Consider the following 19,446-nt stretch of genomic DNA (forward strand, 5'->3'; position numbering starts at 1 on the left):
CCTCACCTGGGACAGCGTCGACAAGATGGCCGCCAGCGACGTCTTCCGTGCCGTGCCCCTCATCGGCCCCCGCCCGGTCCTGCAGATCATCGGCGAACGCGCGGTGACCGCCTGGATGGCCACCGACGCCCACCAGGCCGCCACCGGCCCCAAGGAACTCCACCGCATCCCCGGAGCCAGCCACGTCGACCTCTACGACAAGCGCGAGTACATCGACCCCGCCGTCGACAAGCTCGCCGACTTCTTCACCACCCACCTGGCCAAGTGACCCACGGCGCGGCGCCCGGCTCACCACGGGCCGGGCGTGCCGTGCTGTGCTGTCCTAGCGGTCAGGTGCCTCGGCAGGTGTCGGCATGTGGTCACCGTGCCGCCGGGCCAGTCCTTTGACTGACGATCTGCCGCACTGTGCGCAGTTCATGATGTTCCGAGGCTTTCTGAACGGTGTCGCACATGTGTCGCGCACCGTCACTTGACCGATGTGTTTCCTCCGCTCGCGCAGCGATCGTGGATCCGGCGCGCACACGTGGCTCGCCGCTTTCCCCGTTCGCGACCTCGAAGGAGGGCTGCCGTGACCGCCCCCGCCGCTGACCACCCCGGCACCACCACCCCGCTGGCGGAACGCATCGCCCGCTGGGTCACGGCCCTGCGCTATGAAGACATCCCCCCGGAGGTGCGGGACTTCACCAAGCTTCTCGTCCTCGACCAGATCGGCTGTGAACTGGCCGGTGCCGTCCTGCCCAACATCCAGCCGGTCCTGCGGCTGGCGGAGCGGCAGCCGGGAGCGGCCCAGGCGACCCTGGCCCACTCCGGCCGGGCATCCACCGTCTCACAGGCCGCCTGGGTGAACGGCACCCTGGGGCACAGCGGTGAGTGCGACGACGCCCATCCGCTGGCGTGGCACGTCACGTCCGTCGTCGTACCCGCCGCCCTCGCCCTCGCGGAGCGCGAGGGGGCGTCCGGACGTGACCTGATCACCGCCGTCGTCGCGGGCGTGCAGACGATGGCGCTGCTCGGCTCCGCCGGCACTCCGCCGATGCTGGCGACGGGCTGGCACGGCGCGAAAGTGCTGGGCGTGCACGGCGCGGCAGCGGCGGCCGGGGTGATCCTCGGCCTCACTCCGGAACAACAGACCAACGCCTTCGGCATCGCGGGCGGCGACTCGGGGGGCACGGTCGAGTACGACGAGCACGGGGGCGAGGTGAAGCGGATGTACCCGGGGTCGGCCGCCCGCGCGGGCGTGGAGGCCGCCCAACTGGCGCAGCTCGGCTTCACCGGCCCGCCCACCATATTCGACGGCAGGAAGGGGCTGCTGAACCTCTTCGCCGGCGGCGGGAACATCGCGGCGCTGGAGGCGCAGTGGGACCGCTGGCTCATCCTCGAAACGATCATTCGTTTCTTCCCCGGTGTCGCCACCAACCACACCCCGCTGGACGTCATCGGAAAGCTGCGCAAGCAGTACGGCGTCAAACCGGCCGACGTCGCCCGGATCCGGGTCGGCCTGGTCGACTTCGCCGTCGGGCACGGGGCCAGCATCACGCGGCCCACCGACGCCATCACTGCCCAGTTCAGCCTCGCGTTCAGCATCGGCCTGCAGTTCGTCACCGGCGCCAATGCCCCTGCCGACTACTTCGATCCCGCTCGCTGGACCGACCCGGACGTCCTCGGCATCGGTGATCTCGTCGAGGCGTACGCGATGCCGATCCCCGAGGGCGACCCGGTCTTCAGCACCCGGGTGGACATCGAACTGCACGACGGCACCGTTCTCAGCGCCTACCAAGCCGGCTTTCCCGGGCACTCCAGCCGTCCCGCCACCCGGGAGGACATCGAGCGCAAGTTCCGGACCGCTGTCGCCGGAGTCGTCCCCGCCGAGCGCGCCGCCGCGCTCCTGACGGCCGTGGCCGCTCTGGAGGAGCATGACACCGTTCGCGCGGTGACGAGGCACTACGGCATCGAGGGATAGCCATTCGGTACGCCGGTGAGCCGTCCCACGGCGGCGGCCGTGAAGACCGCTTTCTGCTCGTGCCGGCAGACGACGACCTGCGGTCCCGTGTCGGCCAGCGCGTCGTACACGGTGTCGATCTTCGCGCCGGGGACGCCGAACACGTACGGCGCGTCGTTGGGCCGGAGGCCCTCCGCCATCCGCTGGGCGGACCTGACCGGTTCGACGGGGGTCTCGGCAGGGCCGTGGGCGGGCGGTAGGGGGCGGCCCCGCGGTCTGCCCTCAGGGGCACACCTGCGCCGGGCACTGCCGCAACGAGACACATGTGATGTACGGACACCTCGTGCGGGTATGACACGGACGTAGGGCCGTCTCTACACGTCCCGATGGCAAACGTGGGGGCTGGTCCATCGCGCGGGTCGGGGTGATCGAGAAACATACGGACTGACGCCTGTCGCAGTTGGCGTTTTCCTCCGCATCACCTGCCGGCCACGATCGCGGGGCGTCTGACCAGCGGCGTCGGGATCGGGCTGGGAGAGGGCGAGCCGAAGACCCACCGTGAGGAGGCCGTCGGGGCGTTGCTCGGGTACGTCACGGGCCTCGGGGTCGGGGCCGCCTACGGGATGCTCTGCCGCCGCGCCGCGCTGCCGGTGTGGGCCGCCGGGACGCTGCTCGGCGCCGCGGCCATGGTGGGCAGCGACGTACCGGCCACCGCGTTGAAGGTGACCGACCCGAGGACCTGGGGCCCCTCGTCGTGGGTGTCGGACATCGTGCCGCACCTGGCGTACGGCTTCGTGGGGGCGAGTGTGTACCGCGCGCTGCGCTGATCGGGAAGTGTGTGTGACCGCGGGCGCTCAGGGGGAGAGACCTTCGCGGTGGGGTCGTGCTCCGTCCAGCAGGTCGAGCTGAAGGTTCACCGCGGCGGTGGTGCGGGCAACGTCGCCCGTGGCCAGCAGATCGAGCAGCGCGCCCCGCAGCACGGCCAGGACCAGGGTGCACTCCGCCTCCGCGGCCTTTGTCCCGTGCTGCTCGGCGGGGCGGCCCGCCGCGAGGAGTTCGAGCCAGTCATTGACCGTCTCGCGGGCGAAGCCGCCCCAGGGGCCGTCCGGCTCCATGATGGACCGGGCGTAGCTCTCGACCCACAACGCCACCAGGCCCCGGCGGGCGTCGTCGGAGAGCCAACGCCACAGACGGCGGGCGACCGAGGTGGTTCCCTCGTCCGCTGCGCGCAGGTCGGCCAGCACCTCGATCTGGTCGAGTTCGTCCGCTCGGGCGCGCGCGAGCAGGGCACGGATGAGTCCGTCCTTGCTGCCGAACAGGTACAGCAGCACACGTGGGCTGGAGCCGATCGCTTCGGCCAGCGGGCGCAGGGACAGTTCGCTGATTCCGCTGTGCAAGGCATATACGTATGCCGCCTCGAGGAGTTCCTTCTGGCGGGGAGAGTTGCGCTGAGGTGTGGTCACCGGGATACCATAGGTGAAACAGTCGTTTCAGTCACACCTATCGGTACTCGGCTCCAGCCGGCGACGCCCGGAGCTCGACGGTGTTGGCTCTCGCCGCGGCGGCCCTGCCGCGCTCGTAACGTTCTGCTGGAATCGCCCATCGCGGAGCCGGGCCATGTCCTGTGCCCGCGGTGGTTACAGAAAGACGATCACGATGACCACAGAAGCGATATCTCACCTCCTGGACGTGCCGGTGCGGGCCTCGCTCACGGGGGATCATGCTCGCTTCGGAGTCCGACGCGGCCGTGTGCTGCGATACAAACCTGGCCTCGCCACGTTTGCCGCGCTGCCGGACGACCCGGAGCCCCAGGACTGGCACGACGCCGCCGCGCTCGCAGGGCCGGGGCAGGTGCTGTACCTCGTGGGCCAGGACCCGGAGCTTCCTCCCGGCTGGACCGGGGTCTCGCACAGCCGGGGTGTGCAACTCGTCGCGGACCGCCCGGTGGCCCGGTACGACGAGGAGGTGCGGGTGCTGGGGTTCCAGGACGCGCTGGAGATCCTCGCCCTGGTCGAGGAGACGAAACCGGGCCCGTTCCTGCCCCGCAGTCTGCAGTACGCGCGGTACTTCGGGTTCCGTGTGCACGGGGAGCTGGTGGCCGTGGCCGGTCTGCGGATGCGCCCGGAGGGGTTCGCCGAGGTGAGCACGGTCTGCACGCTCCCCGAGTACCGGGGCAGGGGCCTGGCCCGGCGCCTGGTGATGCATCTGTGCCGGCTCGTCGCCCAGCAGGGCGCCACCCCGTTCCTGCACGCCAAGGCGGATCAGGAGGCGGTGCTGCGGTTGTACGGCTCGCTGGGTTTCGAGCACCGCGCCGATCTCGTCTTCCGTCAGATAGCGGCCCCGCGGGAGCTGTCCGCGTACCCCCTCGGCGGCGGGGAAGCGAGCTGAGGACCGGAAGCTGGGTGCCCGGGGCTCAGGGCCGCGTCCCGACGGCCGGACAGGGTCCGGCCGTCGAGACCGCCTGGTGAGCGCACGCCACCGCGGCGGCCGGCCGGTTCAGTCGGCGGCGAGCAGGTGCGCGGGGGCTATCCGGGACAGGCTGCGGATCGGGATCGCCAGGGCCGCCGTCACCAGGGCGGTCGCGGCGAGCGTGGCCAGCAGCGCCGCACCGGCGACGACGAGCAGGTGTCCGTGGAGCACCCCCTGCCCGAGCGCCAGCACGACGAGCAGCCCGGCCACCGCGCCGGACAGGCCGCCCAGCAGGGCGAGGCCGATGCCCTCGTACAGGGTCGCTCGCGCCAGCTCCCGGTCGCTCCAGCCGGTCGCCCGCAGCACCGCGAGGTCGGCGGCGCGTTCGCGCTGGGAGATGACCAGCACGTCCACGACACCGGCGGCGCCCAACAGCAGGCACAGGGCGACGCTGAGGTAGTCGGCCCCGCGGGCCTCCGCCACCACGGCGCTGCCGAGCAGTGAGCCGGCGACCTGGCCGCGAAAGGCCAGCGTCAGAGCGAGCAGCAGGGTGAACGCGGCCACGCCCAGGGCCAGTCCCGCCGCGCCCAGCAGGGTGCGGCCCCGGACCCGCAGCAGGTTGAGCAGGGCCAGACCGGCCACTGAACGCACCGGGCGGGCGCGGCGGACCGCTGCCACCGGCGGCCGGACCGCTTCCATCGGCCCCATCCGGGTGGCGAGCCAGGCCGGGATCAGGCCCGCGACCGTGGCCAGGACGAGCGCCACGGGCAGGACCAGAAGGGACTTGGTGCCGGCGTCGGGCTGTCCGAGCAGGCGGCCCAGCACGTAGGCGAGCAGCGTGCCGGCGGCTCCGGCGGCGAGTCCGATCGCGAACAGTTCGCCGAGGACGAGGCGGAGCACTTCGCCACTGCTCCAGCCCAGGCAGCGCAGCGTGCCGATCTCAGTGCGGCGTGAGCGCACCGAGGCCAGTGCCGCCTGTCCGATGAAGAGGGCGCAGACGACGAGGACGAGGACGAAGAGCAGGGCGCTCTTGGTGTCCACGGCCCGCAGGATCCGCAGGGCGACGCCCTTGGCGACCCAGCGTTCCGTCACGTGGGTCGTGGCGTCGAGGACCACCGTCTGGGGGGCGGGTGAGCTGCCGACGGTGACGTCGACCTGGAGGCGGGGGTAGGCGGCCCGGATCTGGCCGGCGACCGCGTTCACCCGGGCGCGGGAGGCGGCGTCGACGCCGCTGACGCCGGCCACCCGGATCCTGATGGCGCTGACCGGTGCCTTGTCCTGGAGGGTCGGGGTGCGGCGGCTCTTGGTGAGCGCGGTGATGGAGTCCATCGTCGTCAGCATGGTGGGGGGCGGGCTGACGTAGCCGCCGAGGTTGCGGTCGGGGCGCAGGGCCTTGTCGTGGAGCGCCTCGCGGGTGGCGGTGTCGGCGCCGGTGACCTGGGGCGGCTGGTAGGTCTCCAACGGGGCGTCGGACAGGGGGGAGAAGCCGGGCAGCTTGCCGGTGTCGTAGCGGCCGACCAGGCGGACGAGGGGGTTGGGCAGGCGCCCGTAGTCGGTCTCCTTGCAGGCGTCCATGCCGAAGCAGTTGGTGGAGGGGTGGCTGACCACCTTGCGGTACTGGGTGCCCTGGTTCTCCTCGGGCACGTAGGGAACCGGTTGCCGGTCCTGGTTCGTCACCCACAGGCCGGGTTTCTGTGCCGGTTGTGTCTGCACCTCCAGGTGGTCGCCGGATGTCCGGCGGTAGGTGACCGGGCCGACCGTCCAGTAGTCGCTGGTGTCGAAGGAGTCCTCCTCCAGCGCCTTGCGGTAGCCCTTGCTCAGGTCGGCGCCGATACGGCCCACGGGGGTGCCGTGCAGGCCGTGGACGAAGTCGACGGCGGTGGGGTTGCCCAGCTTGGACGGCAGCCGGGCCGGGTCACCGACGTCGAGCCGCTCGACGGTGGCGTCGAGGGTGCCGGTGGTCAGTGGGTTGCTGCTGAGCAACGCCGGTACGTAGAAGTCGTATCCGCCGTAGCTGCTCTTCGGGGGCGGGACCTTCCACGGCTTGTCGTTCTCGGTGAGCATGCGGCCCGAGGTGACCGTGCCGCCGAGGCCCACGAGCCGGTCCTCGGCCTGCGGGTCGATGGCTGACAGCAGCACGGGGTAGCTGACCGGGATGTCGATGGTGGCCTTGCCCTGGCCGGACTGGCAGTTCATCCACGAGTTGAGCCGGGGGTCGAACGCCGAGATCTCCCTGCGGTCCTCGGAGATGAGGTTCGGCTTCATGGGCAGGTCCACGCCGAACTCCGTCAGCTGCGTCTTGTCCCGGTTGAAGTAGAAGCAGACGTCGTACTTGCCGTCCAGCTGGTAGCGCCGGGTGCTCTTCTCCGTGGCGGCCTTCTCCAAGGTCCTCGACCGGAAGTAGTCCTCCGTCACCGAGGTCAGCGGGCTGCGGGTCAGGTAGACGTACTGGTCGGAGGTTCGGTAGCTGCCGAGTCCGGCCGTCAGGGTGGGGCGGATGCGGAGGATCTGCCGGGACGCCTTGCCGTCGAGGAAGCGGGACACGTCCACGGTGACGCGGCTGTTCACCATGAGGTAGCCGATGTTGGCGACGGGTGCGGCCACGTCCACTCCGGCCATGCCGCGGATGCGCCGGTACTGGTCCAGGGTGATGCCGCCGAACGTCCCGGACAGGAAGTTCGGTACGACCATGCCGTCGCGGCGTTCGGCGTCGGTCTGCGCGTTCGGCGGGCGCACCAGGACGTCGTACGCGGACCGCGCGTTCTTCTGCACGGTGCCCACGGTGGTCGCCCGGCTCGTGCTCACGGTCGCCGTCAGCAGGGTGAAGCTGGTCGCCGCCACCAGGATCCCGGCGGCGAGGGCCAGTGCGCGTCCGCGTCTGCGCCGGAGCTGTTCGAGGATGATCGCTATCACGGGCGCAGGCCCCCCAGTCGTCCCAGCACGTCGGCGGCGGGGGTGATGCGCTGGTCCGAGGTGATCCTGCCGTCCTGGAGGCGTACCACCCGGTCGCCGCTCGCCGCGACCTCCGCGTCATGGGTGGCGATCAGCATCGTCATCCCGTAGCGCTCGCGCAGCGCCATGAGCAGGTCGATGATCTCCCGCCCGATGACGCTGTCGAGGTTGCCCGTCGGCTCGTCGGCCAGCAGCAGCCCCGGCCGGTTGATCAGGGCGCGGGCCACGGCGACGCGTTGCTGCTGACCGCCGGACAGCTGCGAGGGCAGTGCGTCGGCGCGGTCGCCGAGGCCGACCGCTTCGAGCAGTTCCCTGCCGCGCTCGTGCCGGTCGAAGTCCACGCGGCGGGGCAGGACGGGGGCGAGGACGTTGTCGAGCGCGGTCAGCGCGGGCAGCAGGTGGAAGCGCTGGAAGACGAAGCCGATACGGCGCCGGTGGGCGTCCAGGTCGCGGGGGGTGAGCTGCACCCCGTCGATCTCGACATGGCCCTCGTCGGGCCGGTCCATGCCGCCGGTCAGGTGCAGCACGGTGGACTTGCCGGCGCCGGAGGGGCCGGTCAGCATCACCGTCTCGCCGGCCGCGACCTCCAGGTCGACCCCGTCCAGAGCGGTCAGTTGGGGGTAGCGGCGGCTCACCGCACGCAACGCCACGCTTACAGCCATAGGTACCGCCTCGCCTCATACATTGTCACAATGCAGCGGTATGTTGTCACAATGCAGAAGGGGAAGGGAGGTGCAGGCCGATGCCGATCCACCATGCCGTGCTCGCACTGCTGAGCCGGCGGCCGAACCACGGGTATGAACTCAAGGCCCGGTTCGAGGAGACGATCGGCCCGCAGTGGGGCGGCCTGAACATCGGCCACCTCTACCAGATCCTGGAACGGCTGGTGCGTGACGGATATGTGTCTCGCTCCCAGGTCGCCCAGACCGACCGGCCCGACAAGACCCTCTACACCCTCACACCGGCCGGCGAGACCGAGCTGCACACCTGGGCGACGACCCCGTGGGTGCGGGTCGGCGGCTTCCGCGACGAGCTGTTCCTGAAGCTGCTCGGCGCGGTCTCCGTGGGCCCCGAGGCGCTGTCCACGTTCGTCGAGTCGCAACGGCAGACCTACCTGTCCGAGCTCGCGGGCCTGGGCCAGCAGCGCCGGGCGCACTCCGGCGAGCCGCTGGTCGCGGTCCTCATCGACGCCGCCATCGCGCACACCAAGGCCGACCTCGGACTGCTGGACAGCGCCGCCCGCCATCTCGGCCCCCTCGCCGCCACGCACGGCGAACAGGCACCGGAGCGGCCCGCGTCGGCGACGCGGGAGCGGGGCGACGCCGACGGCCATGACGGGGCGGCGGGGGGCCGGGCGGAATCCGCGTAGCCGCCGGTGCGCTTCGGGGACGGCCCGACCGGCATCGGCGCCTGAACCAGGTGGGGGTCGCGCACAGGTGCCGCCCTTCCTCGCCCCGTGTCCGCGCTACAGCCGGGCACCGAGCCCGCACGGCCTCAACCAGGCAACGGTGCGGACGGTCCCGGAGGTTCACGGTGACGCCGGGGGCCGGGCGCACGGCGGTGGGGAAGTCGTCCCCGCCGTCGACGGCCCCTCGCGGTGAACCCGGGGCGGGGTCACTGCCGTTTCAGTGACGGGAGCGCCCTGCCCGGTGGGCCGGCTCGCCGAGGCGTCCGACCCCGGTGCCCTGCCGCATGCAGGAGTCCGTCGCCCGGCAGCCGTCCGGCGGATCACTGGGCAGCGGCGCTCCCGTACGTCAGCCGTACGGCACGAGACCGTTCGAGCCCTCGCTCCGTCCCCTCCGACACAGATAGGTCGCATACCCGGTGCCCCTGGATTCCGTTGTTGCCAAGACCGTCGACGCCTACCGGACCTGTGAGTTCGCCACCCTCGCCCGGGACGGAACACCGATCGCCTGGCCGACGGCGACCCTGCGCCTCGATGACGACACCTTCCTCGTCACCACGTCGATCGCCTTCGCCCAGAAGGCCCTCAACGTTCGTCGCGACGGCAGGGTCGCCATGCTCTTCTCCGATCCCACCGGCAGCGGACTGGACGGTGCCGAGCAGGTGTTCGTCTCCGGTACGGCGGTCTGCCCCGAGGAACTCGTCACCTCGCCGTCCGGCAACGAGGCGTACTGGTCGATGCTCTTCGACCGTCAGCCCGACAGCCGACGCTATGTGGACCTGCCCGTCCGGTGGCTCATGGACTGGTACTACCTGCGGCTGCTGATCACCGTCACCCCCACGGGCGTGACGACCCGCCCGCGCCTGTCCGCGCGGCCCGCCGCGGACACGCAGCTCTCGCTGCCCGGCGCCGACATCCTCGCGCGCTTCCCCACCGCCGTCCTCGGCGCCCGGGACGCTTCCGGCGCCCCCCTGCTGATGCGGACGCCCGTCCAGGCCACGCCCGAGGGATTCCTGGTGCAGACCGCCGACGACTGCGACGTGGTGGCCGGTCCGGCCTCCTTGCTCGTGCACCGCCACGACGACCGGCTCGCCGGCCTGTACAACGCGCTGGTGCGGGGCGAGCTGCGGCGTTCCGGCGAGGACGGCTGGCTGCTGGTGCCGCACCGCGTCATCGAGCCGTCGGGGGACGGCGGCGCGCGCACCCTGCGTACCGCTCGTCGCGCGACGAACACCTATCTCCGCAAGCGCAACCTGGACCGGCCGAAGGTGGACTGGCCCGCGCTGAAGGCGCTCGCCACCGCCTCCGCGACCCGGGCCGGCGAGTCCTGATCAGGGCCGCGGACCTCTGACAAGGACACACCTGCTGGGGGCGGCGCCCGGAGCGCCGCCCCCAGCAGCGCGAGCCGATCCAGCGGCCCGAGCCGAGCCGTCAGGCGTCACGCCTCGCGGTCCGACCGCCAACCGCACCCCTCGTTCGGACACTGCACGGTGAGAATGCCCGGGTGGGCGCCGGGACCCCGGTGGATACCGGGTGAACCGCATCGGGGGCATTCACGGTCGGGGAGGGCGGGCGGCACCGATCGTTCTCCGGGGGCTGTCGACGCCACCCGGGTCTCGGACGCTGACGCGTTGTTCTGAGGGTGCAAGAGGACGGCTCCACGGCTCTGCGGAATGGGGTTCCACGGGGACGGGTTCCCCATCGACCACAACGAGACGTGTGCGCCCCCGGGTTCATCCTGACGTGTGCATGACGTATGCGTGACGTGTGCGTGACGTGTGCGTAGGCGTGACACCCGCGAGGACGTGACGCCGATCACACGAGGGTTTTCCGCCCCGCCTGTAAGAAACGGGCCGCTGCGCGCATTTCCAGGTATGAAAGCCGAGATGAGGGGGTGCTCGTGACACCTGCCGAGCGCTTCCACGAGGTCTACGAGGAGTGCTACCCGCGTGTCCTCGCCTACGCCACGAGCCTGGTGGGACGCCAGGTGGGCGAGGACATCACCAGCGAGACGTTCACCGTCGCCTGGCGGCGGATCCATGACGACGTCCCTCACCCGACGCTGCCGTGGCTGCTGGGGGTGACCCGCAATCTGGTGCGGGAGATGCGCCGCCGGGACGCCCTGCGCTACCTCCTCGCCGCCGAGGAGGCACAACGCCTGGCCGGCGGCGCCGAAACCCAGGCCGGTGACGTGGCGACGGTGGTCGCCGACCGGCACGTCGCGCTGCAGGCCCTGGCGAGCCTGCCGGAGAGCGACCGGGAGCTGCTGACCCTGATCGCCTGGCACGGCCTGAGCACGAAGGAAGCCACCCAGGTCCTCAAATGCACCAGCGCGGCACTGGCCGTGCGCCTCTACCGCGCACGCCGACGCCTGGAGAAGGCCCTGGAGGCGGCACAGGCGTCCGAGCCGTCCGACCCCTCCGAAGCGGCGCCGGCACGCGCCGCCGGCACCCCACGAACGCATTGCGAAGGAGCAGCCGCGTGAAGAACGCACAGGACCGATCGAAGCGACCCGACATCATGCAGGTGCTCGCGGACGCCCGGCCCGACGAACTGGACCCGGCACGGCTGACCGACCCCGCGCGGCAGCAGCGGGACCTGGTCCGCATCGTCGCCGGACCCACGGGCGGGCGTGCGGCGCGGCGTTCGCTGCGATTCCGTCCGGTGGGAGCGGTCGCCCTAGCGGCGGTGGCGGCGTCCGTGGTGGTGTCCGTGGGCACCTTCGACCGGCAGGCACCGGCCGACGGCGCCGCGGCGCGGCCCCGGACCTCCACCGAGGCCCAGGCGCCGGGCGGGGTCACGGACATGCGGGTCGACGGCCGTATCGAACTGCTCAGCGCGGCCAAGAAGGCCGAGGCCTCGCCCGCCGAGGGGACGTACTGGCAGACCACCACGCTCGCGCAGTACGTGGACGTCGCCGACATGAACGGACGGCTCTTCGCCGTGCGCACCTCGTCGACCGAGAACTGGTCGGTGGGCGTGCGGCCCGGGACGAAGAGTCTGATGGTCTCCGGGCTGGACTCCGAGACCGAGCCGCTGGCACCGGCGGACAAGGCGGCCTGGCAGGCGGCGGGTTCGCCCCGCACGGTGCAGCTCAAGGTCGGGCAGTCGCCGTCGGCCGGCTCCCACTCGACCCCGTTCAAGATGGGGACCGGGCGGCCGCAGGTCCTGCGGACGAACATCGGCGGCAAGATCTACGCCGTCGGCCCGGACAACGTCTCCTACCAGGACCTGCGGGCACTGCCCACCACCACCGCCGGCCTCCGCCGCCACCTGGAGGAGTTGTACGTCCGGGACAACGGCGCCGACGGCGGCGCGTCGGGGCGCAGCGCCTGGATGCTGCGCCAGGCGGGCAACCTCGTCACGATGCCCGTGAAGCCCGCCGTCCGGGCAGCGGCGTACCGGGTGATGGCCGGGCTGCCCGGAGTCCGGGTGGTCGGTCGGGTCACCGATCCGCTGGGGCGCGAGGGTGTGGGCGTGGAGTTCCCCGGCACCTACCGCACGGCGCTCGGGACCACGCAGCAGCGGCTGGTCATCGACGCCTCCACCGGTGACATGCTCAGCGACGAACTCCTGCTGGTCGACCCGTCGGCCAAGGCCGAGGCGACGGGCCTGAAGGCGGGCACCGTGGTCACCTACCAGGCGACCAGCCGGATGGGCTGGAGCGACCACCAGATCACCGTGCCGAAGAACGCCCACGGCTGATCCGGGGCGCCCGCGCACCGTTCCGCGGTCACGCCCACGCGCACCCTCCCGCAGTCACGACCACGCGCACCGTCCCGCAGTCACGACCACGCGCACCGTCCCGCAGTCACGACCATGACACCGCCGGACCGCGCCCCCGCCAGGGGCGCGGCTCCGAAGGCGCGGCCGGAGCGTCCTCCCCCGCCGCGCACCACACGGCCGCGACCGGCCGTCCGGCACCGCACGCCCGTCGCCGGCGCCCTTCATGGCGCCCTGTGCCCCGCCGTGCCCCTGTGCCGCCCCTGCCTCCTCGTACCTCGACATGTCTCGACGTACCTCCTTCTTAGAAAGCCGATACTCATGCGCCTGAACAAGGGCTACCTCTCAGCGACCGCAGCGCTCGTCGTCTCCGCGCTGGGGCTCACCACGTACCAACACCTGGCCGGCAGTGACGGCTCCGGCGTTCGCGTTCATGCCACGAGCGCCGAGCAGGCCGACGGAGCGGCGACGGGAGAGTCGGGGCCGGCGTCCGCCGCTCCGTCGGCGACGGTTCAGTCACGGCCCCAACTGCCCGCCCAGCTGCCGGGGCTCGGCCCGAAGACGCTGGCCCGCGTCCCGGCCGACAGCCGGCAGGTCGTCGTCGTGACGGGAACCGGCAAGCACTCGTCGGCCTCGCGGGTCGTGCTCTGGGAGCGGGTGGACGGCGGCTGGCGCCAGGGGCGGACGTGGGCCGCCCACAACGGCTACAAGGGCTGGACGGACGAGCACTACGAGGGCGACCTGCACAGTCCCATAGGGGTGTTCGGTCTCACCGACGCCGGCGGACGGCTGGCGGACCCCGGCACCAAGCTGCCCTACCACCAGTCCAGTGCCTTCTCGGTCAGCGGCACCGGCTTCGAGGGGGAGCCGCTGGCTGGTTCCTTCGACTACGTCATCGCCCTCAACTACAACCGGCAGCCGGGCACTTCACCGATGGACGGCACGAAGCCGATGGGGGCGAACCGCGGCGGGGGCATCTGGATCCACGTCGACCACGGCGGCCCCACCCACGCCTGCATCAGCCTCACCAAGACCCACATGCGGGAGTTGCTGCGCACGCTCGACCCGTCGCAGCACCCCGTGGCCGTGATGGGTGACGCGGCCTCGCTCGCCCGCTGACCGGTCCCGTCCCGTATCGAAGGTGTCACCGCGTGGCACACGTATTCGGCCATCGACCGCTGTCCGTGTGAACTCGGTGTCGCCCCGTACACGTCATCGGCATGTGAGAAACAGCATGCCCGCCGACCGGCGGACTTCAGTCGACGCGCAGCGTCCGTCGCACCGGCACAGACCCGGCCGGCGCACCCTCGTGGCCGGTGCCGTGTGCGCCGTGGCCCTCGGTGTCGTCCCCCCGCCCGCGCTCGCCGCTCCGCAAGCGTCCCAGCAGACGGCGGCGGCCACGGCCGTCGCGACGACCGCGTGGCAGAACGGCGCCTTCCAGGTGGACCGTGCCGCTCTGGTGCACCGCTCGGACGTGGTGCTGGGGCGGCCCGGCACGGGGCCCGCCGAGTCCATGCCGCTGGGCAACGGCACGCTGGGCGCGGCGGTGTGGGCTGCGGACGGCTTCACCGCGCAGCTCAACCGGGGCGACACCTTCCCCGACCGCAAGTCCCCGGGGCGGGTGACGATCCCGGGGCTGAGGACCATCACCGAGGCCGACGACTTCTCCGCCCGCCTGAACCTGTACGACGGTGTCCTGACCGAGTCCGGCGGCGGGATGACGGCGACGATCTACACGCGCGCCGACCGGGACGAGCTCGTCGTCGACGTCACCGGCGCCGATCCGGGCAGTTCGCAGACGGTGCGCGGTGATCTGTGGGACGGCCGCTCGCCGTCCGCGGCCGCCTCCGGCGCGGTGGCCACCCTCGCCGAGACCTGGAAGGACGACGGCACGGGCGGCACCGGCGACACCTACGGAAGCCTGCTCGGGCTGACGGCCGGCGGGCGCAACGTCACATCCTCCGTGACGGACGGCGACACCGTGCAGGTCGCCTTCAACCCGGCGGCCGACGGCTCGTTCCGGGTCGTCGTCGCCGCACCGCACTGGGCCGGCGGGGACGCGCAGGCGACGGCCACGTCGTACCTGGGCAGTGACGCCGCCGTCTCGTCCGCGACCCTGAAGTCGGCGCACACCTCCTGGTGGCACGGCTTCTGGGACCGGGCGAACCCGGTGAAGATCGAGTCGGCCGACGGCACGGGCTCCTACGTGGAGAACCTGCGGACCGTCTTCCTGTACCAGTCGGCGGCCAGCAACCGCGGCGCCCTGCCGGGCACCCAGGCCGGTGTCGCGGACCTCTTCTCCTTCACCCGTGACGAGCACGACTGGTCGCCGCGGAACTACTGGTGGTGGAACCTGCGGATGCAGGCCGCCGCCCACCTCACCTCCGGTGTCTCCGACCTCAACAAGCCGTTCTACGACCTGTACACGTCCAACCTCGCGAACATCGAGGCGTGGACGAAGGACCACATGCCGGGGCACACCGGCGCCTGCGTTCCGGAGACCATGCGGTTCAACGGCAACGGCTACTTCGACGCGGGCGGCAACAACTCCTCCTGCGAGGCGAGTGAGACGTCGTACAACGCGCAGACCGTCTCCACCGGCGCGGAGGTGTCGCTGGCGCTGTGGCAGCAGTACCGCACCAGCGGTGACCTGTCCTTCCTGCGCGAGAGCTACCCGCTGATGAAGTCCAGCGCGCAGTTCCTGCTGTCGTACGCCACGACCGGCGGCGACGGTCTGCTGCACACCAAGGCCAACGCCCACGAGACGCAGTGGAACGTCAACGACCCGGTCACGGACATCGCCGCCATGCAGGCGCTGTTCCCGGTGGTCGTCTCCGCGGCGAAGGCGCTCGGCACGGACAGTGACCTCCAGACGCAACTGACGGCCGCGCAGGCCAAGTTGCCCCCGCTGCCGCGTACCGACGCAGCCACCCACACCAAGGTCCTCACCCCCGCCGCGGACAGCGCCGGCGACGACGTCATCGCACTGTCGGCCGAGCCGGCCGCCGAGACCCACAACTCCGAGAACCTGGACCTGGAGGCGGTGTGGCCCTACGGCCTGATCACCGACTCCGGCGGGCTGCACGACCTCGCAGTGCGCACCTTCGACAACCGCCGCTGGCCCAACGACGCCAACTGGAGCTTCGACGCGCTCCAGGCGGCCCGACTGGGCCAGGCGGCCGAGGTGAAGGCCGGGCTGCTGTACAACGTCACCAACCAGCTCTATCCCTCGGGTCTGACCAGCAACAACAACGTGCTGACCGGTCGTGAGGCGTACAGCGAGACGGTCGGTGTGATCGCTGCCGGGGTCAACGAGGCGCTGGTGCAGGACTACGACGACGTGCTGCGGATCGCCCCGGCGGTGCCGTCGGACTGGGACGTGGACGGCACGGTGAGCGTGCACGACAACGCCAAGGTGGATGTGCAGACCAGGGGCGGCGTCCCGGTCAGCGTCGTGCTGGAGGCGGGTTCGGCAGCGTCCTTCGTCACCCGCAACCCGTGGCCCGGCGAGTCGGCCGGGGTCGTGGACGCGGCGGACGGCTCGACGGTCGTGGCGTACTCCACGGCCGCGCAGTTCACCATCCCCGCCAAGGCCGGGCACGCCTATCTGATCCAGCGGAAGTCGGCGCCCATCACCTCGCTGCCGTTCCAGAAGGTCAGCGGGACGGCGGCCGAACTGGCCAAGCATCTGGGCAGGACGCAGATCGGCCTCGACTTCCCGGCCTCGCCCGCCCCGGCCGGTCCGGTCGGAGCGCTCACCGCGGTCGGCGGGCTGTGCGTCGGCCATGCTCCCGGGCTCGCGGGCGGTACGGCCGTGCAGACCGGGACCTGTGACGGCGGCGCCTCGCAGATGTGGATCGCGGGCCGGGACGGCTCGCTGTGGGTGCAGGGCAGGTGTGCGATGCCCGCGGGCAAGAGCGGCACGGCCGGTACCGCGGTGGTGCTGGCGGCCTGCGACGGCTCCACCGCCCAGCAGTGGAAGGCCACGTCGGACCGCACGCTCGTCAACCAGGCGTCGGGGCTGTGCGCCGAGGTCAAGGGCTCCTCGACCACGGCGGGCACGGCCCTGGCGACGGCGGTGTGCAACACCTCCACCGCCGGGCAGAAGTTCGATCCGCCCGTCACCCCGGCCGGCCCGCAGGGGCACCTGACCGGTATTGGCGGCATGTGCGCCGACAGCGACGGCGGCGGCCAGCAGCCGGGCACCGCCCTGGTGCTGAACACCTGTGGCTCGGCCGACTCCCAGCAGTGGCGGGTCGCCGCGGACGGCACGCTGCGGCTGTTCGACTCGCGGTGCATGACGCCCGACGGCGGCGGCACGGCCGACAACGGCAGCCAGGTGCTGCTTCAGATCTGCGACGGCTCCGCCGCCCAGCGGTGGCACGCGGGCGCCGACGGTGGCGTCGTCAACGACCTGACCGGCAAGTGCCTCGACGTCAAGGACACCTCCTCCGCGGTGGGCGCGATCCTGTGGCTGTGGAACTGCGGTCCGGTGACCGACGCGAAGGTGTGGCAGCTGCCCGTCGCCCAGGATCCGACCGGCCGGATCTCCGGCTACGGCGGCAAGTGCGCCGACCTCGCCGGGTCGGGCTCGACCAGCGCGGTGGGCACCCAGGTGCAGCTGAACACCTGCGGTACCGGCACGTCCCAGCGGTTCACGGTGCACACGGACGGCACGGTGAGTGTGCTGGGCAAGTGCATCGCCCTGAAGGGCGGCGGGGTCGCCGACGGCACCCGGGTGGTGCTGGCCGACTGCAACGCCGCCGCCACCGAGCAGCAGTGGACCTGGGCGGCCAACCGGGGGTTGGTCTCCAAGAGATCCGGCACCTGCCTGGACGCCACCGGCCCCAGCTCCACCAACGGCACCCCGTTGCAGATCTGGGCCTGCGCGACCTCCGACAACCAGCGCTGGCAGTTGCCCGCGGGGGTGCCGATCGGGCACGTCACGGGCATCGGGGGCAAGTGCGTCGACCTGAACGGCTCGGGCTCCACCAACACGGCCGCCACCGCGCTCCAGCTGAACACCTGCGGCACGGGCATCTCGCAGGACTGGTCCGTCGCGGCCGACGGCAGCCTTCAGATCCTCGGCGGCTGTGCCGGGGTCGCGGGCAACGGCACCGCCAGCGGTACCGCGGTGACGCTCCAGGTGTGCAACGGCAGCAACGGCCAGAAGTGGACGGCGGGCCCCAACAGCAGCCTCGTCAACACCCTGTCCGGCCGCTGCCTGGACGCCACCGGCGCCAGTTCCGCCAACGGGACCAAGCTCCAGATCTGGACCTGCGGCGGTTCCGACCAGCAGAAGTGGAGCATGCCGACGACGACCGTCTCGGCCGCGGTCACCCGTCGGGCCGGAACCCGGTGATTCCCCACACATGTCATGTGCGGCGCCGTAGGAACGCGCCGATGCCGACCTTGCTCAGAGAGGAACCATGAACACCAGCACGCACCACCAGGGCGCGGACGCCGTGCCGAAGAAGTTGCGCGGCATGGGCGCCATCGTCACCGGCGGGTCCCGCGGAATCGGCCGGTCGGTGGTCGAACGCCTCGTCGCCGACGGGGCCCGCGTCGCCTTCTCCTACCTCTCCGGTGCCGAACCCGCCGCCGAGCTGGAGCGCACGGCGGCGGCGGGCGGCGGCGCCGCGAAGGGGTTCCGGGCCGATCTGGCGGAGCCGGACGCGGTACGGGGCTTCCTGGCGGCGGCCCGGGAGTGGCTGGGCGGCTTCGACATCCTGGTGAACAACGCCGGTTGCGTGGTCCCCGCCCTGCTCGCGGAAACCGCGGACGAGGACTTCGACCGGGTCATGGCCGTCAACGCCACAGCCGTGTTCCTCGCGCTGCGGGAAGCGGCCCGGCACATGCGGGACGGCGGCCGGATCATCACCGTGTCCACGATCAACACCCGGCTGGCGGTGCCGGGGGCGGCCGTCTACGCGGGCAGCAAGGGCGCCATCGAGCAGTTCACGGCCGTGGCGGCACTGGAACTGGGGTCGCGCGGCATCACCGCCAACACGGTCTCGCCGGGCTTCACCGACACGGATCTGCTGCGTTCCGCGAACTCCGAGGAGACCCTGCGGCAGGCCGCCGCGTTGTCGCCGTTCGGCAGACTGGGCGAGCCGTCCGACATCGCCGACGTGGTCGCCTTCCTGGCCGGCCCGGACGGGCGGTGGGTCAGTGGGCAGAACCTCTGCGTCGACGGCGCGGTGAACGGCCTGTACCGCTGAGCCGCCCTGGCCGGTGGGCCGGCGGTGGGTCACCGCCGGCCCACCGGCCCGCGCTCACCCGGCGCGCAGCCCGGTGACGAGGAGGTACAGGGTGCGGCCGAGCATGGCGGCGAAGTCGACCTTCGTGGCGGCGAGTTCGGGATGCCGCTGGGCTTCGGCGACGGCCTCGGAGGGGTGGGCGAACGGCCAGAGCCCGGCCGTGCAGACGACGGTCAGGGAGACCAGTTCGCGGGCGTTCTCCGCGGTCAGCCCGGTGATGTGCTGCCGCAGCAGGTCGGCCAGGGCCCCCAGGAGCCGCACATGGGCGAGCTTGAACGTGCGTGCCGACTCGGCGGAGATGTTCCGTTCGAGCTCCGATCCCAGGGCGCTGAACAGGTCGCACAGCAGGGGGCGGCGGGCCAGCGAACGGGCCACGGTGCCGGTGACCGCCGCGCAGGATTCTTCGGTCGCGGCCAGTTCGGCGGTCAGGTCCTCGATCCACTGGGCCAGGGAGCGGTTGAGGAGTTCGAAGAACACCGCTTCCCTGGTCTCGAAGTAGCGGACGACGTTGGTCTTCGACAGCCCGACCCGGCGGCTCAGTTCCCGCAGGCTGATCTCGCTCACCGGCATCTCGGTCAGGAGCTGTGTGGCGGCGTCGAGGATGGCCTGCTTGCGGATCTCCCGCTGCTCGGCGCTGCGGGCGCGCTGAAAGCCGGCGGCCTGGTCGTCTGTCATCGTCGTCGCTTCCCCGGGGAACGTCCCGGCGGCCCGTGCGGCGCCGCCTGCGGCAACCCTAAGCCAGGGGTGCTGCCGGGCCC

The 19,446-nt window shown here is 71.8% G+C and carries 16 protein-coding genes; 11 read left to right on the forward strand and 5 right to left on the reverse strand.

The features are described 5' to 3' along the window. A partial coding sequence (locus tag DI272_RS45345; protein WP_258314591.1) for an alpha/beta hydrolase occupies positions 1–268 on the forward strand: 268 nt, incomplete at its 5' end. Positions 269–568: 300 nt separating this feature from the next. Further along, positions 569–1,960, forward strand: a complete 1,392-nt coding sequence (locus tag DI272_RS17645) for an MmgE/PrpD family protein (protein WP_181387223.1) — start codon at positions 569–571, stop codon at positions 1,958–1,960. Here DI272_RS17645 and DI272_RS17650 read toward each other — a convergent pair. Then, positions 1,942–2,139 carry a thiamine pyrophosphate-binding protein gene (locus DI272_RS17650; RefSeq protein WP_146238344.1) on the reverse strand — a complete coding sequence of 66 codons (198 nt, stop codon included), beginning with the start codon at positions 2,137–2,139 and terminating at the stop codon, positions 1,942–1,944. The two genes, DI272_RS17645 and DI272_RS17650, sit on opposite strands and share 19 nt — an antisense overlap. 378 nt (positions 2,140–2,517) lie before the next feature. Here DI272_RS17650 and DI272_RS17655 point away from each other — a divergent pair, with 378 nt between their 5' ends. Next, positions 2,518–2,766 carry a hypothetical protein gene (locus DI272_RS17655; RefSeq protein ID WP_109496292.1) on the forward strand — a complete coding sequence of 83 codons (249 nt, stop codon included), beginning with the start codon at positions 2,518–2,520 and terminating at the stop codon, positions 2,764–2,766. Positions 2,767–2,793: 27 nt separating this feature from the next. On the opposite strand, the gene DI272_RS17660 is transcribed toward DI272_RS17655, so the two are convergent. Beyond that, a complete protein-coding gene (locus DI272_RS17660) occupies positions 2,794–3,402 on the reverse strand; it encodes a TetR/AcrR family transcriptional regulator (RefSeq protein ID WP_109496293.1) in 609 nt (202 codons plus the stop codon). Positions 3,403–3,688: 286 nt separating this feature from the next. Between DI272_RS17660 and DI272_RS17665 the strand changes: the two genes are divergently transcribed. Next, a complete protein-coding gene (locus DI272_RS17665; RefSeq protein WP_146238345.1) occupies positions 3,689–4,327 on the forward strand; it encodes a GNAT family N-acetyltransferase in 639 nt (212 codons plus the stop codon). Positions 4,328–4,435: 108 nt separating this feature from the next. On the opposite strand, the gene DI272_RS17670 is transcribed toward DI272_RS17665, so the two are convergent. Together DI272_RS17670 and DI272_RS17675 are read right to left on the reverse strand one after the other, a co-directional pair. Beyond that, on the reverse strand, positions 4,436–7,261 hold the full coding sequence (locus tag DI272_RS17670) for an FtsX-like permease family protein (protein ID WP_258314592.1): 2,826 nt from the start codon (positions 7,259–7,261) through the stop codon (positions 4,436–4,438). Beyond that, positions 7,258–7,962, reverse strand: a complete 705-nt coding sequence (locus tag DI272_RS17675; RefSeq protein WP_109496295.1) for an ABC transporter ATP-binding protein — start codon at positions 7,960–7,962, stop codon at positions 7,258–7,260. Before DI272_RS17675 ends, DI272_RS17670 begins: the two co-directional genes overlap by 4 nt. Positions 7,963–8,042: 80 nt before the next feature. Here DI272_RS17675 and DI272_RS17680 point away from each other — a divergent pair, with 80 nt between their 5' ends. From DI272_RS17680 to DI272_RS17710, 7 genes are all read left to right on the forward strand, one after another. Beyond that, entirely contained in the window at positions 8,043–8,669 is a 627-nt protein-coding gene (locus DI272_RS17680) for a PadR family transcriptional regulator (RefSeq protein ID WP_109496296.1), read from the forward strand. Between the two features lie 455 nt (positions 8,670–9,124). After that, positions 9,125–10,036, forward strand: coding sequence for a pyridoxamine 5'-phosphate oxidase family protein (locus DI272_RS17685; RefSeq protein ID WP_109496297.1), 912 nt, complete (start codon positions 9,125–9,127; stop codon positions 10,034–10,036). A 569-nt stretch (positions 10,037–10,605) separates the two neighbouring features. Continuing rightward, positions 10,606–11,190 carry an RNA polymerase sigma factor gene (locus DI272_RS17690; RefSeq protein ID WP_109500891.1) on the forward strand — a complete coding sequence of 195 codons (585 nt, stop codon included), beginning with the start codon at positions 10,606–10,608 and terminating at the stop codon, positions 11,188–11,190. Further along, positions 11,187–12,410 carry a CU044_5270 family protein gene (locus DI272_RS17695; protein ID WP_109496298.1) on the forward strand — a complete coding sequence of 408 codons (1,224 nt, stop codon included), beginning with the start codon at positions 11,187–11,189 and terminating at the stop codon, positions 12,408–12,410. The genes DI272_RS17690 and DI272_RS17695 overlap by 4 nt, the downstream gene beginning before the upstream one ends. A 339-nt stretch (positions 12,411–12,749) precedes the next feature. Continuing rightward, positions 12,750–13,547 (forward strand): hypothetical protein, encoded by a 798-nt coding sequence (locus tag DI272_RS17700; protein ID WP_109496299.1) that lies wholly within the window; start codon positions 12,750–12,752, stop codon positions 13,545–13,547. 115 nt (positions 13,548–13,662) lie between these two features. Then, positions 13,663–17,790, forward strand: a complete 4,128-nt coding sequence (locus DI272_RS17705; RefSeq protein WP_109496300.1) for a ricin-type beta-trefoil lectin domain protein — start codon at positions 13,663–13,665, stop codon at positions 17,788–17,790. 67 nt (positions 17,791–17,857) lie between these two features. Further along, positions 17,858–18,649 carry an SDR family oxidoreductase gene (locus tag DI272_RS17710; RefSeq protein WP_109496301.1) on the forward strand — a complete coding sequence of 264 codons (792 nt, stop codon included), beginning with the start codon at positions 17,858–17,860 and terminating at the stop codon, positions 18,647–18,649. Between the two features lie 54 nt (positions 18,650–18,703). Here the strand turns inward: DI272_RS17710 and DI272_RS17715 are convergent, their stop codons facing one another. Beyond that, positions 18,704–19,363, reverse strand: a complete 660-nt coding sequence (locus DI272_RS17715) for a TetR/AcrR family transcriptional regulator (RefSeq protein WP_109496302.1) — start codon at positions 19,361–19,363, stop codon at positions 18,704–18,706. Positions 19,364–19,446: the final 83 nt, after the last annotated feature.

The sequence above is a fragment of the Streptomyces sp. Act143 genome (assembly GCF_003143935.1).
Classification (GTDB): Bacteria; Actinomycetota; Actinomycetes; order Streptomycetales; family Streptomycetaceae; genus Streptomyces.

Coding starts and splice junctions, on each gene's coding strand:
- DI272_RS17650 (WP_146238344.1), bottom strand. CDS start 2,139: ATGGCGGAGGGCCTCCGGCCCAACGACGCGCCGTACGTGTTCGGCGTC.
- DI272_RS17675 (WP_109496295.1), bottom strand. CDS start 7,962: ATGGCTGTAAGCGTGGCGTTGCGTGCGGTGAGCCGCCGCTACCCCCAA.
- DI272_RS17680 (WP_109496296.1), top strand. CDS start 8,043: ATGCCGATCCACCATGCCGTGCTCGCACTGCTGAGCCGGCGGCCGAAC.
- DI272_RS17700 (WP_109496299.1), top strand. CDS start 12,750: ATGCGCCTGAACAAGGGCTACCTCTCAGCGACCGCAGCGCTCGTCGTC.
- DI272_RS17705 (WP_109496300.1), top strand. CDS start 13,663: ATGCCCGCCGACCGGCGGACTTCAGTCGACGCGCAGCGTCCGTCGCAC.
- DI272_RS17710 (WP_109496301.1), top strand. CDS start 17,858: ATGAACACCAGCACGCACCACCAGGGCGCGGACGCCGTGCCGAAGAAG.
- DI272_RS17715 (WP_109496302.1), bottom strand. CDS start 19,363: ATGACAGACGACCAGGCCGCCGGCTTTCAGCGCGCCCGCAGCGCCGAG.